The sequence below is a fragment of the Rahnella sp. EDr1-12 genome (assembly GCF_049206505.1).
In the GTDB taxonomy this organism is placed as follows: Bacteria; Pseudomonadota; Gammaproteobacteria; order Enterobacterales; family Enterobacteriaceae; genus Rahnella; species Rahnella rivi.
Window position 1 is genome coordinate 1 of record NZ_JBLZNY010000001.1, and the last position, 14,519, is coordinate 14,519.

14 protein-coding genes are annotated in these 14,519 nt (G+C 54.3%); 6 read left to right on the forward strand and 8 right to left on the reverse strand.

Features of this window, described 5'->3' with window-relative positions:
• Nucleotides 1–195: 195 nt before the first annotated feature.
• Both ACO0U8_RS00005 and ACO0U8_RS00010 read right to left on the reverse strand, forming a co-directional pair.
• Nucleotides 196–564: a cupin domain-containing protein gene (locus ACO0U8_RS00005; RefSeq protein WP_217203594.1), complete on the reverse strand. Its 369-nt coding sequence runs from the start codon at nt 562–564 to the stop codon at nt 196–198.
• A gap of 128 nt (nt 565–692) precedes the next feature.
• Nucleotides 693–1,298 (reverse strand): transglycosylase SLT domain-containing protein, encoded by a 606-nt coding sequence (locus tag ACO0U8_RS00010; RefSeq protein ID WP_421670018.1) that lies wholly within the window; start codon nt 1,296–1,298, stop codon nt 693–695.
• A gap of 208 nt (nt 1,299–1,506) precedes the next feature.
• On the opposite strand from ACO0U8_RS00010, the gene ACO0U8_RS00015 reads away from it, so the two are divergent.
• The gene (locus ACO0U8_RS00015) at nt 1,507–2,484 is read left to right on the forward strand and encodes a GlxA family transcriptional regulator (RefSeq protein WP_056770604.1); all 978 of its coding nucleotides are present in this window, start codon (nt 1,507–1,509) and stop codon (nt 2,482–2,484) included.
• A 78-nt stretch (nt 2,485–2,562) separates the two neighbouring features.
• On the forward strand, nt 2,563–3,573 hold the full coding sequence (gene gap, locus ACO0U8_RS00020) for a type I glyceraldehyde-3-phosphate dehydrogenase (RefSeq protein ID WP_056770608.1): 1,011 nt from the start codon (nt 2,563–2,565) through the stop codon (nt 3,571–3,573).
• 155 nt (nt 3,574–3,728) lie between these two features.
• On the opposite strand, the gene ACO0U8_RS00025 is transcribed toward gap, so the two are convergent.
• Nucleotides 3,729–4,142, reverse strand: a complete 414-nt coding sequence (locus ACO0U8_RS00025) for a VOC family protein (RefSeq protein WP_217203592.1) — start codon at nt 4,140–4,142, stop codon at nt 3,729–3,731.
• Nucleotides 4,143–4,342: 200 nt separating this feature from the next.
• On the opposite strand from ACO0U8_RS00025, the gene ACO0U8_RS00030 reads away from it, so the two are divergent.
• From ACO0U8_RS00030 to ACO0U8_RS00040, 3 genes are all read left to right on the forward strand, one after another.
• The gene (locus tag ACO0U8_RS00030) at nt 4,343–4,801 is read left to right on the forward strand and encodes a MarR family winged helix-turn-helix transcriptional regulator (protein ID WP_122095299.1); all 459 of its coding nucleotides are present in this window, start codon (nt 4,343–4,345) and stop codon (nt 4,799–4,801) included.
• A 189-nt stretch (nt 4,802–4,990) separates the two neighbouring features.
• Entirely contained in the window at nt 4,991–6,718 is a 1,728-nt protein-coding gene (locus tag ACO0U8_RS00035) for an MFS transporter (protein WP_421670019.1), read from the forward strand.
• Between the two features lie 47 nt (nt 6,719–6,765).
• A complete protein-coding gene (locus tag ACO0U8_RS00040) occupies nt 6,766–7,815 on the forward strand; it encodes an HlyD family secretion protein (protein WP_421670020.1) in 1,050 nt (349 codons plus the stop codon).
• Here ACO0U8_RS00040 and ACO0U8_RS00045 read toward each other — a convergent pair whose 3' ends face one another.
• Nucleotides 7,816–8,829 carry an isopenicillin N synthase family dioxygenase gene (locus ACO0U8_RS00045; protein WP_421670021.1) on the reverse strand — a complete coding sequence of 338 codons (1,014 nt, stop codon included), beginning with the start codon at nt 8,827–8,829 and terminating at the stop codon, nt 7,816–7,818. It abuts the gene before it with no gap.
• Nucleotides 8,830–8,930: 101 nt separating this feature from the next.
• On the reverse strand, nt 8,931–9,836 hold the full coding sequence (locus ACO0U8_RS00050) for an NAD(P)-dependent oxidoreductase (RefSeq protein ID WP_421670022.1): 906 nt from the start codon (nt 9,834–9,836) through the stop codon (nt 8,931–8,933).
• 228 nt (nt 9,837–10,064) lie between these two features.
• Between ACO0U8_RS00050 and ACO0U8_RS00055 the strand changes: the two genes are divergently transcribed.
• Nucleotides 10,065–10,436, forward strand: a complete 372-nt coding sequence (locus tag ACO0U8_RS00055) for a YebF family protein (RefSeq protein ID WP_056770632.1) — start codon at nt 10,065–10,067, stop codon at nt 10,434–10,436.
• Nucleotides 10,437–10,496: 60 nt separating this feature from the next.
• Here the strand turns inward: ACO0U8_RS00055 and cbl are convergent, their stop codons facing one another.
• From cbl to ACO0U8_RS00070, 3 genes are all read right to left on the reverse strand, one after another.
• Nucleotides 10,497–11,456 carry an HTH-type transcriptional regulator Cbl gene (cbl, locus tag ACO0U8_RS00060; protein ID WP_056770637.1) on the reverse strand — a complete coding sequence of 320 codons (960 nt, stop codon included), beginning with the start codon at nt 11,454–11,456 and terminating at the stop codon, nt 10,497–10,499.
• Between the two features lie 122 nt (nt 11,457–11,578).
• A complete protein-coding gene (locus tag ACO0U8_RS00065) occupies nt 11,579–12,523 on the reverse strand; it encodes a 2-hydroxyacid dehydrogenase (RefSeq protein WP_217203589.1) in 945 nt (314 codons plus the stop codon).
• 212 nt (nt 12,524–12,735) lie between these two features.
• Nucleotides 12,736–14,406 (reverse strand): fibronectin type III domain-containing protein, encoded by a 1,671-nt coding sequence (locus ACO0U8_RS00070; RefSeq protein WP_390975548.1) that lies wholly within the window; start codon nt 14,404–14,406, stop codon nt 12,736–12,738.
• Nucleotides 14,407–14,519 lie beyond the last annotated feature (113 nt).

Genomic DNA, 14,519 nt, shown 5'->3' on the forward strand with positions numbered 1-14,519 from the left:
AGCGAATTAAATTATCATTGGGTGCAATGAGTCCGGTTAAGTACCGGAAGCATCTGGGGATCACAACATAATCAGTCCAACAAAACATCCGCATCTCCAAAAGTGACATTATCAAATGGGACTTACAGCTTCGGTGCGCATAATCATGATTATGTTAAATAGTAACTGCATTATCGCTTTCCATCCTTTAACCCGTTACCGTGACACCTCACCTGCCTTACTCTCTGGTTTTTCATCACCATAATGAATGGCCAGCCAGATCGTGGTTTCTTTCGCGTCTGTCCATTCGACGCGATGTTTACAGTATGCGGGAATATTCATAAAGTCCCCGGCTTGTAAAACACGTTCATCCGGTTCGTGCTCAAGTCGCAAACCTGCCGAACCTTGCAGCAGCATCACCCACTCGCTTTGTGGCTGGCAATACCAGAAATCCGGGGGGCTCGACTGACCGGTTGAAATGATCCGTTCTATGCGTACGTCTTGATGCGTTAACAAGGCTTCGAAGGATTCGGCATTTCGGCTGGCGACATCATGGGGAAAATCAGCAAACATATTACCTGTCATGAGATTTCCTCTTTATCGGCAAAAATTCGCCATGTGAAATGATCGCGCTACGTGAAATCTGAGAAATGAGCAGTATCATAATGCTGCAGATTTTACGTAGCGCACTCTCTGATGTGATGTGTTATTCGCTATAAACCTGCGTAAACTTTTTCAACTTTCGCCATGTATCTTGGCGCCTGCGCTGCCGGATGGTACTGACGGACATGCCAGTGAAATGCTTCCGGTGAAAGCTGATTGATCAGGCTGATGGCGGTCTGGCGGTTGCTGGAAAATGTCCGCAGCAATGCGCCCGCACCATTGGCATAAGCCACTTCTGTGGCGTAACGGCGTGTGACCGGATCATTAATCCAGTTTAGTTGCTGATGCTGTAATGCGCTGATATATGCCGTGCCCAAATCAATATTGGTTTCAGGATCCAGCAAATCATCATCGTCCGGGCAACCCCGTTTTCCTTTATAACGGTAAGCGTCGCAGCCGCTGGTAGAGGCTTTCAGTTGCATCAAACCGATGGCATTTGAAGGGCTTACCGCTTTCGGATTGTAACTGGACTCGACCTGAATAATGGCTTTCACCAGTTTTCGGTCAACTTTGTATTTGTCAGCGGCATCTTCAATTTCATCGTCAAAAGCGTGCGAGTCATATTTTTTATAGTGTGGTTTTTCCGAGCAGCCAGCCAGGATCATCAGCATAATCAGTATGCCTGCGCGGGTCGGATTTTTGAGTAATGACGTCATGAAATACCCGTGTTTAGCTGGAGGGATTAATAGCGCAGACAAGATACCTCTATCGCCACGGAGGGTCATGTATTAATTGGCGTTTTTACAGAAATTGCGCCTGACTGACGGGTGATTGTCCGCGAAATGTTCCTCGCTGCGCCCTGCTCTTTTTGATTTTCAGGCAGCGTTCCTTGACTTATTTAGTACAGAAAGTATTTTTAATGCCATGCATACATTTCTGATTATCGTCCCCGACGGGGGCATGTTATTTGAAGCGGCCGGTATCGCCGATATTCTGATGCAGGCAAATCGCCTGAGGTCTGAAGACGATCCAAAACCGGCTTATCAGGTCACGGTGGCAACAACGCAACCGCACCGCGTCGTTCATGGGGTTTCAGGGCTAAATCTGCTGGCCGATCATCGTTTGTGCGATCTCGACCCGCAGGTTCCGCGCGATACTGTCCTTATCACCGGCAAAGGCCTGACCGAAGAAGAAGGTTCGGATGTGGTTCAGTGGCTGAAGCGTGCGGCGCCTCATGCCGGACGCGTGGTGTCTATTTGCGGCGGCGCGATGTTGCTGGCTCAAACCGGGCTTCTTGATGGTCGCCACGCAACCACGCACTGGCGGCTACTCGATACTTTACAGTCGACATACCCTTCCATCATTGTCGAACGCGGGCCGATCTATGTTCAGGACGGCAACGTTTGGACGTCCGGCGGGGTCAGTTCAGGGTTTGATCTCACCCTCGCCCTTATCGAGGATGATCACGGTTTCAGCCTGGCTCGCGACGTGGCACAGGATCTGGTGATGTTTCTGCGCAGGCCTGGCAATCAGGCTCAGTTCAGCCGGTACTTGTTAAACGAGGCTGCTGAAGGCCCTGTCCGCGATCTTCAATGTTGGTTACCGGAGAATCTTACGGCGGATTTGTCCGTGGAGAAAATGGCTGAACGTGTCGCCATGAGCCCGCGTAATTTCACCCGCGTCTTTACCCGTGAAACCGGCATCACGCCGGCCAGATATGTCGAGGAGATCCGCCTGAATGCCGCCAGACAGAAACTGGAACAAACCACCCTCGGCATTGAGCAGATTGCCCTGATGACCGGTTTCGGTGGCGGGCTGAATCTGCGCCGAGTTTTCGAACGAAATTTGCAACTCACCCCTTCAGAATATCGCGACCGTTTCTGTTCGCGCAAATTGGCGTAAATAGATCTTTTATTGTCATTTACGCCATCGTACCAGCGGCATACAGTGAATGCAGTTCCGTAAACTAAGGAGTGCATCATGGTCAACGTTGGTATCAATGGATTCGGCAGAATTGGTCGAAATGTCTTGCGCGCCGCTCTGGGACGCGATGACTTTCAGGTGGTGGCGATCAACGATCTCACCGACAGTAAAACCCTTGCCCATCTTCTTAAATATGATTCTCTCGCAGGCACGTTAAACGCCACCGTCGAAGCAGGCGAAGGCGAGTTACGGGTGGACGGCAAAACGGTTCGCGTATTCTCAGAAAGAGATCCGGCCGCGATTCCGTGGAGCAGCGCAGGGGTGGATATCGTAATTGAAGCCACCGGTTTCTTTACGGATAAAGCCAAAGCCGAAGTGCACATTACCCACGGCGGCGCAAAGCGTGTGATCATTTCCGCACCGGGTAAGGATGAGGACATCACTCTCGTACTGGGCGTTAATGATGATCAGTATGACCCGGCTAAACATAAAGTCGTCAGCAATGGCAGTTGCACCACTAACGGTCTGGCTCCGGCGGCGCAGGTTCTTCATCAGACCTTCGGGATTGAGCATGGTTTAATGAATACCACCCACGCTTACACGAACAGTCAGGCGCTTCACGACCAGCCGGAAAAAGATTTACGCGGTGCGCGTGCCGCAGCTGTTTCGATTGTGCCGTATTCCAGCGGCGCGGCGAAGGCAATCGGTAAAGTGATCCCGGAACTCGCCGGGCGTATGACCGGTTATTCCCTGCGCGTACCGGTTCCGGTGGTATCGATTGTCGATCTGACGGTGAACCTGAAACGTGAAGCGACGGTTGAAGAAATCAATGCGGCGTTCCGTCAGGCGGCTGAATCCGGCCCGCTGAAAGGCATCCTCGGGTACAGTGATGAACCGCTTGTCTCGAGCGATTATCGTGGAGATCCGCGCTCTTCCATCATCGATGGGCTTTCCACCCTGGTTATCGGCGGCAAACTGGTGAAAATTTTGGCCTGGTACGATAACGAATGGGGATTCTCAAACCGCCTGGTCGATCTGGCGGTATTGATGGAAAAACGCGGTTTATAACCCTCTGTTTCTGCTAAACTTTATCAGGCAACACCATGGGATAAGTGTGTTGCCTGATATCACAGACGATGATGATAATTTTAAAAGCCAACACTTGTATGTTGTAACTAAGTGGGTGCGTTTTCTTCAAATGCGCTGATGGAAGCCCTGTCCGTTTACTCGTCCTTCGGCCCGATATTCATAAACGGGTTATAGGCTATTTCCCACAGATGTCCGTCCGGATCGGCGAAATAACCGGAATATCCGCCCCAGAACACTTTCTGGCCTGGCTTGATTAACGTGCCTCCGGCTTTGACTGCCTGCCTGAGGATTGCATCCACCTTCGCTTCGCTGGCAACGGTTTGCGCCAGCGCCATACCGCGAAAACCTTCACCGCTGGCACTCACCTGCGCATCTTTCGCCAGTTCCTCCCACGGAAACAGTGATAACCACGCCCCTGCCAGCTCAAAGAAACTCACTCCGTCCGAATCGATAACGACTTTTGGAAAGCCTAATCCGTGTTGATAAAACTCCGTGGCGACGGCCAAATCCTTAACGCCCAGCGTGATCATATTGATGACAGGTTGCATGATTTATTCTCCAGAGTAGGTCATATGTGTTTTTTATTGCTTTAAAAATAATACCTTTCTGAAACTGATAAACACAGATTATCGTCGCGGTTTTATGCCTTCCTGTTGTCTCAAATTTTCACCTCATTCCTCTCTTTTGTGGCAAAAGTCACATATCCTGCTAACCTGACGCCATCAAAAGTACCGACTGTGAGGATCCTGTGACCACATTACACCCCCGCCCGGAAGCCGCTTCGCCTACCCTGCGCTTCCTCCCGGAAACCATTCATATTGGCCGTCAGTTACGCACTTACTGCGATGCCCGCTTTAAAACCATCGGGCTGACTCTCGCGCGCGGGCAGGTTTTATTGCATCTCGAAGCCGCCAAAGGACGTTTGCCACAGGGCGAGCTGACGGCGTTGCTGGAAGTTGAGCACCCTACTGCAATCCGCCTGTTTGACAGCCTTGCACAACTGGGTCTGCTGGAACGTTGCCCTGGCGAAAACGATCGCCGTTCAAAAGACATCAAACTGACTGAAACCGGGACCGAACTGGCGAATCAGGTGCGCAGTATGACGGATGACATTTTAATTCGCGTGATGGAAGGCATTCCTGAAAACAACATCGCCGTCGCCCGTGACGTTCTCGCTGCTATTACTGCCAATATCGCCGCGCTTTGAGTGGCGTTTTCCCCTTTCCTGCCCCGTCGTTTTCTCCGCAATAATCACGCCTGTCATTGATTGGTTATTCGCTATTCGCATTTGTAAATATCACTGATATGAATAATTGAGCTAGACACATTTGAAATGCCTCACTACATTATGTAGCAAGCTACAAACTAGTTGGGTAACGACTTACATGGCACAACGATGACGAAGCGTTCTGATTCTGATATCCGACAGGACGCCGGTGAATTGACTCAACAGGATGCATCCGCTGCACAAGAGACACCTGCGCCACCGGAAACCGCCTCGGTTCCGCCCTCCACGCACCATCCTTTTGCGGTGCAGGTCAGCCACTGGCTGATGCGTTTTCCGCGTCTGCGGATTGCGGTTTACGTGATGGCGTCGCTGATTATCGGTATGACGCAGGGGCTTGGCATCAATCTTGTCGGCTCCAATCTGCCGGGGATACAGGGCTCGCTGGGCATTTCTAACGTGGAGAGTTACTGGCTGATCGCCGCGTACACCGCCACCAGCGTCACCGGCACTATTCTGCTGTACAAAATCCGCACCCAGTTCGGGTTCCGTCGTTTTGGGGAATACGGCCTGTTGTTCTTTGCGTTTGCGTCGATGGCGCAGATGTTTACCCATGACTTTCAGACGGCTGTGGCCGTGCGCGCCGTGATGGGTTTTGCGATGGCATCGCTCGGGCCGCTGGCGTTGTTTTACATGTTTGAAATTTTCCCGCCCGCCAAAAAGCTTACGGCGGGATTATGTTTCGGGCTGGCGGGCAGCCAGATTTCGTTACCCATTTCCCGCATCATTTCGCCTCATCTGCTCGATCTCGGGCACTGGCACCAGCTGACGATGCTGGAATCCGGGCTGTCGCTGATCTGTCTGGCGATCATCTGGATCCTGCCGCTGACGCATCCGCCACGGGTGAAAGTGTTCGAGCGCACCGACTGGATCAGTTATCCGCTGATTGCCACCGCCGTGGCCTGTATGTCGGTGGTGCTGACCATGGGCCGCTATTACTGGTGGCAGGAAAAAGCGTGGATTGGCGAAGTGCTGGTGGTCGGGATCATTGCACTGACGCTGTCGTTTATGGTCGAGCTGCGCCGTAAGAATCCAATTATCGATTTACGCTGGCTGATGACGCCGGAAATGTTGCTGTTTACCGGCTCAATGCTGTTCGTGCGCATGCTGCTTTCCGAACAAACCACCGGCATGGTGGGCTTTCTGAATCTGTTCGGATTGCTTAACGATCAGCTGGTGACGCTGTTCTGTATCATTCTGGCCGCGACCTTTGCCGGTCTGGTGTTCGTCAGCATCATCCACAAGGCGAACCGGATTGTTTACATCCATCTGTTTTCAATCGCGCTGATTGCCGTTGCGGCCTGGCTGGACGCCCATTCGACCACGGACACCCGCCCCGAACAGTTTTATCTGACTCAGGGCATGATTGCGTTTGGCGGCGCGATCTTCCTGCCGACCTCTTTGTGGCTCGGTTTTATCCGCGCACTGCAATACGGTCAGAGCCAGATCATCAGCTTCGTGCTGGTGTTTCTCTCGACGCAAAACGTCGGTGCGCAGGTGGGCGGCGCGTTTCTGGGGACCATTCAAATTCTGCGGGAGAAGTTTCACTCCAGCGTACTGACCGAAGGAATATCGCTGCAAAACCCGCTGGTGGTCGAGCGGCTTTCGCAATACAGCCATTTGCTGAAACCGTCGCTCAATGATGGCACACAACTGAGCGCCGAAGCGGTGATGCAACTGAGCCTGAAAGTAAGCCAGCAGGCCGGGCTGCTGGCCTACAACGATGTGTTTATGGTGGTGTTTTATATGTCGCTCGGCTGCTTTGCGATTCTCTGCGCGCACATTATTGCCGGCCGGATCCAGGACAAAAAACGCGAAGCCGCTGAAGCGGTGGCGTAATTCATTCGTTTCTATTATCGAACTATAAGAGTAATGCGGGAAAAGTGATGAAAAATGTATTTCGTTATCCGTCGATTTGGGTAGTGCTTTGTCTTGGTATGGCGGGCGTGATGCTGGTGTTGTACAGCTGGCAGTTGTTTCCGTTCAGCTCCCAGGTGGAATCCACCGATAACGCCTACGTGCGGGGCAATGTCACCCTGCTCAGCCCGCAGGTTTCGGGGTACATTACCGAGGTCAAGGTACAGGATTTCATGCCGGTAAAAAAAGGCGATCTGCTGTTTATGATCGACGACAGCACCTACCGTCAGGAGTTATTGCAGGCTGAGGCTGCCGCCGCACAGCAACAGGTGACCTTGCAGAATTTTGAGCAAAATCGTGCCTCCAGCGCCGCAAGCCTGCAACTGGCCGAGGCCGAACTGCAAAGCGCAATGGCGGGCGAAAGCAAAGCCGCACTGGATACCGGCCGTAACAGTTCCCTGCTGGCAAAAGGTCTGGTGTCCAAAACCCTCGGTGATGAGTTACATGCGGCCCTGCTGACCAGCAAAGCCAGCGTCGCCAAAGCGCGGGCATCGGTCAATATCGCCCGTCAGGATCTGTCTCTGGTGGATGCTAATAAAGCGTCGCTGGCCGCCGCCCTGAAGGCCGCGCAGGCTAAGGTGGAAGTGGCGAAAATCAATCTGCTGCACACCCGGATTGTTGCGCCCTCTGATGGTCAGCTCGGCGAGATCAGCGCCCGTTTAGGCCAGTATGTGACAGCCGGGACGCAAATGACCTCGATCACACCCAAAATGGTCTGGGTGACCGCCAACTTTAAAGAGCGTCAGCTGGCCGCGATGACGGTCGGCACGCCGGCCTCGTTTACCGTGGATGCGCTTGACGATCATGCGTTTAAAGGCCATGTGGTGCGCATTGCTCCGGCGGCGGGGTCGGAATTCAGCGTACTGAAAGCCGACAACGCGACCGGTAACTTCACCAAAATCGCCCAGCGCATCGCGGTGCGGATTGAGCTGGAGCCTGGTCAGCCACAGAGCGAGCGCCTGCGGCCGGGGATGTCAGCGGTGGTCAGTATTGATACGGCACGTGCCCCGAAAATCTGATCAGCCAGTGACGTCGGCATAATAGCGCTGCGCCACGTCGGGATGTGAGCGCAGCCGCCCTTTCAGATAGTTGAAGCCCACATCGCGGAACAGCGGATTGAGGGGATCGCTGGCCTCACCGCGCGCTTCTTTCGCCAGTTCCGCCGGTAACGGAAACAGCGGTACCACGGCATCAAGCTGCGCGCCGAGGAAAAAGGCCAGCGATAAACGTTCACCGGCAGCAGGCGGAGACACCACGCGGTGCACCGTGGCGCGCAGATAGTCGTTAGTGGCGAGTTCGAGCAGTTCGCCGATATTCACCACCAGCGTACCCGGCACCGGCAAGGCGTCTACCCACTGATTTTCTTCCACTTCGACCTGCAATCCGCGCTGATCGTCCTGCAATAAGAAACTGAGAAATCCTGAATCTTTGTGTGCACCGACGCCCTGATTGCCTTCACCCTCCGGCCTCCCCGGATAGCGGATAAGCTTGATATGTTCATTGGGTTTTTCGCCATACAGCGGATCAAATGCGTTTTCCGGCAGTTTCAGCGCCAGGGCAAAAGCGCGCAGTAAACGCAATGACATGGCCGTCATTTCACGCTGCCAGCGCAGCAGCAACGGCCTCAGCTCAGGTAACGCCTGTGGCCACTGATTCGGCCCCTGCAATCTGGCCCATGCCGGCGTGCGTTCACTGACCGGCAATACTGGCCGCTCTGCGCCGAGATCAAACTGTTCCCGCCAGTCCGGCTGGCCGCGGGTAATTTCAGACGCCGCGCGGTTATAGCCGCGAAAATGTGAAGAGTTGATCATCGCCACGGAGAGCTTTTCTTCTTCCGGCAACGCGAAGAACTGGCGTGAGGCGTTTTGCACATCACTCAATAACGTGGCATCAACGCCGTGGTTTTTAAGATAGAAGAAGCCGATCTCGCGGGCGGCATAACGCAACTCTGACAGAAAGGTTTCGCGCTGTTCCGGTGAGCCGGAGAACTGGCTGAAGTCGATCAGAGGGATAGTGCTTGAAGGCTGGCTCATTGCTCACTCCGCATCAGTGAAAAGAAGATATCTGTTTGTGACGCTAACACAGCGCTGTTGCGGGTGACCAATAGCCAGATGCTCTGATTTATACTGCGAAGTTATGATTCAAAAGAGTGATTGCCGAGGTAACGGTACACCACCGCCAGATCCTGATCGCCGTAACCGGCACCCACCGCGCCCTGCCAGGTTTCGCTGATGCGTTTCATCACCGGCAAATTCAGCTGACTGCCGGCGTCCAGCGCCAGATTGATGTCTTTCAGCGCCCAGGTCAGTTGCATCTGCGGGGTGTAATCGTCGCTTTTGAACATGTCCATTTTGCCTTTGATGTAAGGCGCAGCCAGCGGGCCGCCTTCCAGGACGTTCCACAAATCGTCGGTAGAAAAGCCCAGTTCTTCGGCCAGTTGCGTGGTTTCGGCGATGCCTTCCATCATGGCAATCAGCCAGGCATTCACCACCAGCTTCATTTTAGAGGCGCGACCGGCTTCTCCCAGCCATTTGGTTGCTTTAGAGATCGCCGCAAATACCGGTTCGATCGCCGCGCCGGCTTCCCGGTCACCGCTGGCCAGCACCACGATTTGCGCCTGCTCTGCCGGGCCTTTGGTGCCGGACACCGGCGCGTCAAAGAACACCACGTCAGGGCGAAGCTGTGTGATCAGGGCGATCAGGCTTTCGGTGGCGTCCACGCCGAGCGTGCCCATCTGCGCGATAATCCCGCCCTGCTTGAGCCCGGCAAGCACACCGTTGTCCCCCTGATATACGTCCAGCGACGTCTTGCCGTCGGACAGCATCGTGATAACGACGTCGGCCCCTTCCACCGTGTCACGGGGCGTTGCACCGCGCGTTGCTCCGGCGGCCACCAGATCATCCCCGCGGGATGGCGTACGGTTCCAAACGCGGGTGGTAAACCCTTTTTTGATAAGATTTGCGGCAAACGCATGGCCCATCGCGCCCAGTCCAAGTACCGCAACAACGGTGGATGGCTGAACAACAGGTTGCTGACTCATGTGTAACTCCTTTTGCTATCAATGTGTGCAATGACGGTATGCTCAAAGGCTAACACCGCGAAGGGCGTGGCGGGACCGGCTTCTGTAACGGAATGCAACAGAAGGGCTGATAATACTTAACCTCTGCTGACCAACTGGCGTAACATACGCGCTTTCCTTCGATAAATAACATCGAATGTTCTGCGCAGTCTATGATTTGGCTGAGAATTTTCAGGAGTAGGAAGCACTATGAGTAAAGTTGTTTTGATCGGAATTATTTCAGTTATCTTCCTGATGATGGTCGTAATGCTCGGCTCAGTTTATGTCTATCCGTGGTGGATGCAGCGTTCAACGGAAGGCGCCTGCGCCCAGATCAGCAAGAGCAACGCCATTGATACCGTCACCCGTGACTACATGGAAAACCGCATCCCGAACTGGGGCAACGATAAAGACAATATGGGTACTTCCGTGCCGGTGCTGAGCTTTATCAGTGATGATGCGAAAGAGGATAAGGGGACCTATCACATTCCGTTCAGCGCGAAAGGTCCGAACGGAACGCTGAGCTATGTGGCGCACTTCAACTGCTCAAATCACTATGTGAAGTATTCGACGGTTGACTGAGTAAAATCCTGCGGGGCGTGTGATGGCGCCCCGCCTGATACTGCCTTTAACGCCGGTGCGTTAAATCTGATAATCGATCACCGTCTCGCTCTCCTGCCCCGATGCAAACACCTTCTCCTTAATGTCATTCACCGACAGCCCCGGATTACACAGCTCGATAAACCGCCAGACATAATTACGCTGAAGCTGCGCCCTTTTCAGCCCGAGCCAGACCGTATTGGCTTCAAACAAATGCTCGGCGTTGATCAGTTGCAGCCCGGTGTCACGCGCCGCTTCGTAGGCTTTATCGGCCAAAATCCCCACGCCCAGCCCCAGTTCAACGTAGGTTTTGATGACGTCAGAATCCTGCGCACTGAGCACAATATCCGGGCTGAGCGCCGCGCGGCTGAAAGCCTCATCAAGACGCGAACGGCCGGTAATGCCCTGACGATAAGTGATCAGCGGTTGTTCACTCAGATGCTGCAAGGTGATCGGGTGCTGTAAGGTCAGCGGATGCCCCTGCGGTACCACGATGGCGTGATGCCAGCGGTAATACGGAAACGCGGCGACTGACGGATCGTTCATCAGCTTTTCGCTGGCGATCGCCACATCCGCCTGCCCGCCGAGCAACATCGCCAGCACTTCCTGAGGAGAACCCTGATGCAGTTCCAGCCGGACGCCCGGATAAATGGCGCGAAAGGCCTTGATGACTTTCGGCAAGCTGTAACGCGCCTGCGTATGCGTGGTGGCGATGGTCAGTACGCCTGCGTCCTCTTTGGAGAACACATCGGCCAGCCGCCGGATATTCTGCGCTTCATTGAGAATACGCTCGGCCACGGCCAGCAACTCTTTACCCGGCTCGGTCAGCCCCAGCAAACGCTTGCCGCGACGGATGAATATCTCGACGCCCAGCTCGTCTTCCAGCTCACGAATATGACGGCTGACCCCTGACTGCGATGTGAACAACATGTTCGACACTTCGGTCAGGTTGTAATTGCATCGCGCTGATTCCCTGATAATTTTGAGTTGTTGAAAATTCACCGCCGTCGCCTCTGTCTGTTCTAAAACCCTATTGTTACGGCCTCGGGCTATGCCAGCCAAATAAGAAAAAGCGGTTACTTATGCTTTTTACGACTATAGAGCGCGGCGGCGCAGGGGCGGATTTACTCAGGCACGGCGGTCAGCACCGGTTTTCCGGCGAAATGCGCGTTCAGGTTAGCGAGCACCAGCGACAGCATGTTTTCGACCGACTCCGGCGAACGTCCCGCCACGTGCGGCGTGATCACCAGATTATCAAGCCGCAGTAATTCAGGCGGCACCTGCGGTTCGCCCTCCACCACGTCGAGCGCCGCACCGGCAATGTGATGGTGCTTCAGGCTGGCGATAAGCGCCGCCGTATCCACCACGCTGCCCCGTGCAATGTTAATCAGAAAACCTTCAGCCCCTAACGCGTGCAGGACATCCGCATCCACCAGCCTGACGGTATTCTTTCCCCCCGGCGTGGCCACCACCAGATAATCCGCCCAGCCCGCGAGTTCGCGTACGCTGCTGAAATAGCTATACGGCGAATCTTCCACCGGCGAGCGATTGTGATATCCGACGGCCATATCAAATCCGGCGGCGGCACGTCGCGCAATCAACGCACCTATATTGCCAAGCCCCACCACGCCGAGCTTTTTGCCCGCCATGCCCGGCACGTTCCAGCGTGACTTGTTCCATTCTCCGCCGCGAACCGCCGCATCAAACTGCGGAATGCGCCGGGTGATCGCCAGCATCAGCGCCAGCGTGTGGTCAGCCACTGACGCATTATTGGTGCCCGGCCCGTGGGTGACGTGAATACCGCGCGCGTTCGCCGCCGCCACGTCGATGTGCTCATATCCCACTCCCTGTGCACAGATGATACTGAGTTGTGGCAACGCTGCCATCTGCGCATCACTCAGGCCGATACTGCCGATGGTGAGTACGGCGCGGATCTGCTGCGCGATATGCGGATCCAGCGTCTCGCGCTGTGCGGGCGTGGTGGCGAAATGCAGGGTAAAACCGGCAGCTTCAAATCGTTCAGGATAACCAGCATCCAGCGGGACGTGGCTGAGCAACGCGATAGTCATTAAGGCTCCTTTCTCTGCGGCAAAGACGACAAAAAGTGTCAGCGCCCGCCCTGTTGGCGGCGGGTCAGCATGAATATCAGCCAATGCTGCGGCCATGTACAGCAGTTAAGCTTTGCAGAATGATGCAGACAAAAAAAGCCGGTGTGAAGAGTTCACACCGGCGAAGTTACACTGCACAGAAAAAATGACTGACCTCTGACCTGACTGGCGGTTCAGACCGCCTTATGTTGATACGTGGCAATGATCTTGCTGTAGGCGTAAGACTCGGTGCCTTCATAAGTACATTGATACAGGTTGTTGTGGTCGCTGGTATGGCACATTTCCAGCCCCTGGTTGTAATCGCGGGTCGCATCCCAGCCGGAGATGGTGCCGAAGTTGTATTTCTTCGCCAGCGTGATCAGCTTTTTCATGTGATCGACAGTGAAGCTCGGGCCGGTGTCGTTAATGCCAAACATCGGGGTGACACCAATGCGACGCCACAGTTTGGCATCCGACCATTCGGTGAACACGGTTTTGATCTGACGGTGCATCGCCAGCATCGACATTTCCACGCCGGTATACATATCCGGTGGCGGTGCCACGTCGCCGAAGTCCATCGACATGGCGTTGAACAGGGACGGAGAAATCCCGTTTTCATGCACCATCCGGACGAAATCAATACCGAACGACGTCAGGCCCTGTGAATCATCAGACGTTTGCCCGTCTACCGGCAGCGTGAACGCAATCTGCAACTGCGGATTGTTTTTCTGCACCACCGCCATGGTTGCCAGCAGGCGTTTGAGCATTTCAGTCTGCTGCAACGCGCCGCCTTCGATATCGAAATCGATATGCGTCACGGCATAGTTATCCAGCACGCCCTGATAGAGTTCAGCCAGTGCGCCGACATCCGTGATGTGCTCTTCGAGGAAGTTGGAGTTCGCCCCGCCGAAGGAAATCGCCACATCGCCACCTGCGGCGCGGAATGCAGCGATATCTGCTTTGCCGTAATCAGACACAGTGGCATCACCGGTAAATTCCTGACCGTAATCAGAAACATTACCATCGGTGATGGTAACCAGGCCGCCCCAGCAAGGACGGTAATTTGGCGTCCCCTCACCGGCATTCATGTCGGCAGCCGTGATAAAGCCCAGCGTGTAAGCTTTCAGGCCGGAGTCTTTGCCGAAAACGCTCGGACGCGGCGTTGGCCAGCCGGTGAAATCCATAAACGGAGCATGGTTGAAGGAGTAATCTCCCGCATCCGGCAGCGTTTTATCCGTGGTGACATTCAGTACAGAGGATTTCGCCGAGAAGTTACCGGCCAGATCGTAAGCACGAACCTGAACACTGTAAGCCGTTTGCGCGGTCAGGCCACCCAGGGTGATGGAGCTGCTGGTGGTTTTTTGCGTTTTGGCGACTTTGGTTTTGGTATCGGTATAAGTGACTTCGTAACCGCTGACCATCACGTTATCCGTTGAAGGCGTCCAGACCAGGCTGAGGGTCACGGCCCCGGCGGCAACGGCTTTTACGTCAGCCGGCACCGTCGGCGCCTGAGTATCCGCTACCAGATCGGCGGCTTCGCCGTTCACTTTAAAGCTGCGCGGCAGATTACCGATGCTGACACCGGTATTACAGCCAATCATGATAGCAAAACGGCCTTTGCCGCCCGCCGGGATCACGCTGCAATCGTCAATCAGCTTGCCTTTGATCGGGCTGCTCCAGGTTTCAAATTCGAAATTTTGGTTTGCCGAAGCGCTCTGGGTATTGTCGATGGTGAATTCTACTTTTCCGGACGCCAGATCGGTGTCCGTCATATTAAATACGTCAATGAAACACGCCGATGACCAGACATCATCTGCATTTTCCCATGCAGCAGAAACCATATATTTTTGTTTGGTGGTGCTCATAAATCATAACTCCGATTAGTAATGAAGATGGGGGTAAGTGACGGAAAGCAAACGGCAGGCGCGGGGTAAAATTCGTTGTCTCATCGCTCACCGCTGCTTTCTCTGAGGCCAGT

Coding starts and splice junctions, on each gene's coding strand:
- ACO0U8_RS00035 (WP_421670019.1), top strand. CDS start 4,991: ATGACGAAGCGTTCTGATTCTGATATCCGACAGGACGCCGGTGAATTG.
- ACO0U8_RS00010 (WP_421670018.1), bottom strand. CDS start 1,298: ATGACGTCATTACTCAAAAATCCGACCCGCGCAGGCATACTGATTATG.
- gap (WP_056770608.1), top strand. CDS start 2,563: ATGGTCAACGTTGGTATCAATGGATTCGGCAGAATTGGTCGAAATGTC.
- ACO0U8_RS00005 (WP_217203594.1), bottom strand. CDS start 564: ATGACAGGTAATATGTTTGCTGATTTTCCCCATGATGTCGCCAGCCGA.
- ACO0U8_RS00050 (WP_421670022.1), bottom strand. CDS start 9,836: ATGAGTCAGCAACCTGTTGTTCAGCCATCCACCGTTGTTGCGGTACTT.
- ACO0U8_RS00065 (WP_217203589.1), bottom strand. CDS start 12,523: ATGACTATCGCGTTGCTCAGCCACGTCCCGCTGGATGCTGGTTATCCT.
- ACO0U8_RS00070 (WP_390975548.1), bottom strand. CDS start 14,406: ATGAGCACCACCAAACAAAAATATATGGTTTCTGCTGCATGGGAAAAT.
- ACO0U8_RS00055 (WP_056770632.1), top strand. CDS start 10,065: ATGAGTAAAGTTGTTTTGATCGGAATTATTTCAGTTATCTTCCTGATG.
- ACO0U8_RS00025 (WP_217203592.1), bottom strand. CDS start 4,142: ATGCAACCTGTCATCAATATGATCACGCTGGGCGTTAAGGATTTGGCC.
- ACO0U8_RS00015 (WP_056770604.1), top strand. CDS start 1,507: ATGCATACATTTCTGATTATCGTCCCCGACGGGGGCATGTTATTTGAA.
- ACO0U8_RS00040 (WP_421670020.1), top strand. CDS start 6,766: ATGAAAAATGTATTTCGTTATCCGTCGATTTGGGTAGTGCTTTGTCTT.
- ACO0U8_RS00045 (WP_421670021.1), bottom strand. CDS start 8,829: ATGAGCCAGCCTTCAAGCACTATCCCTCTGATCGACTTCAGCCAGTTC.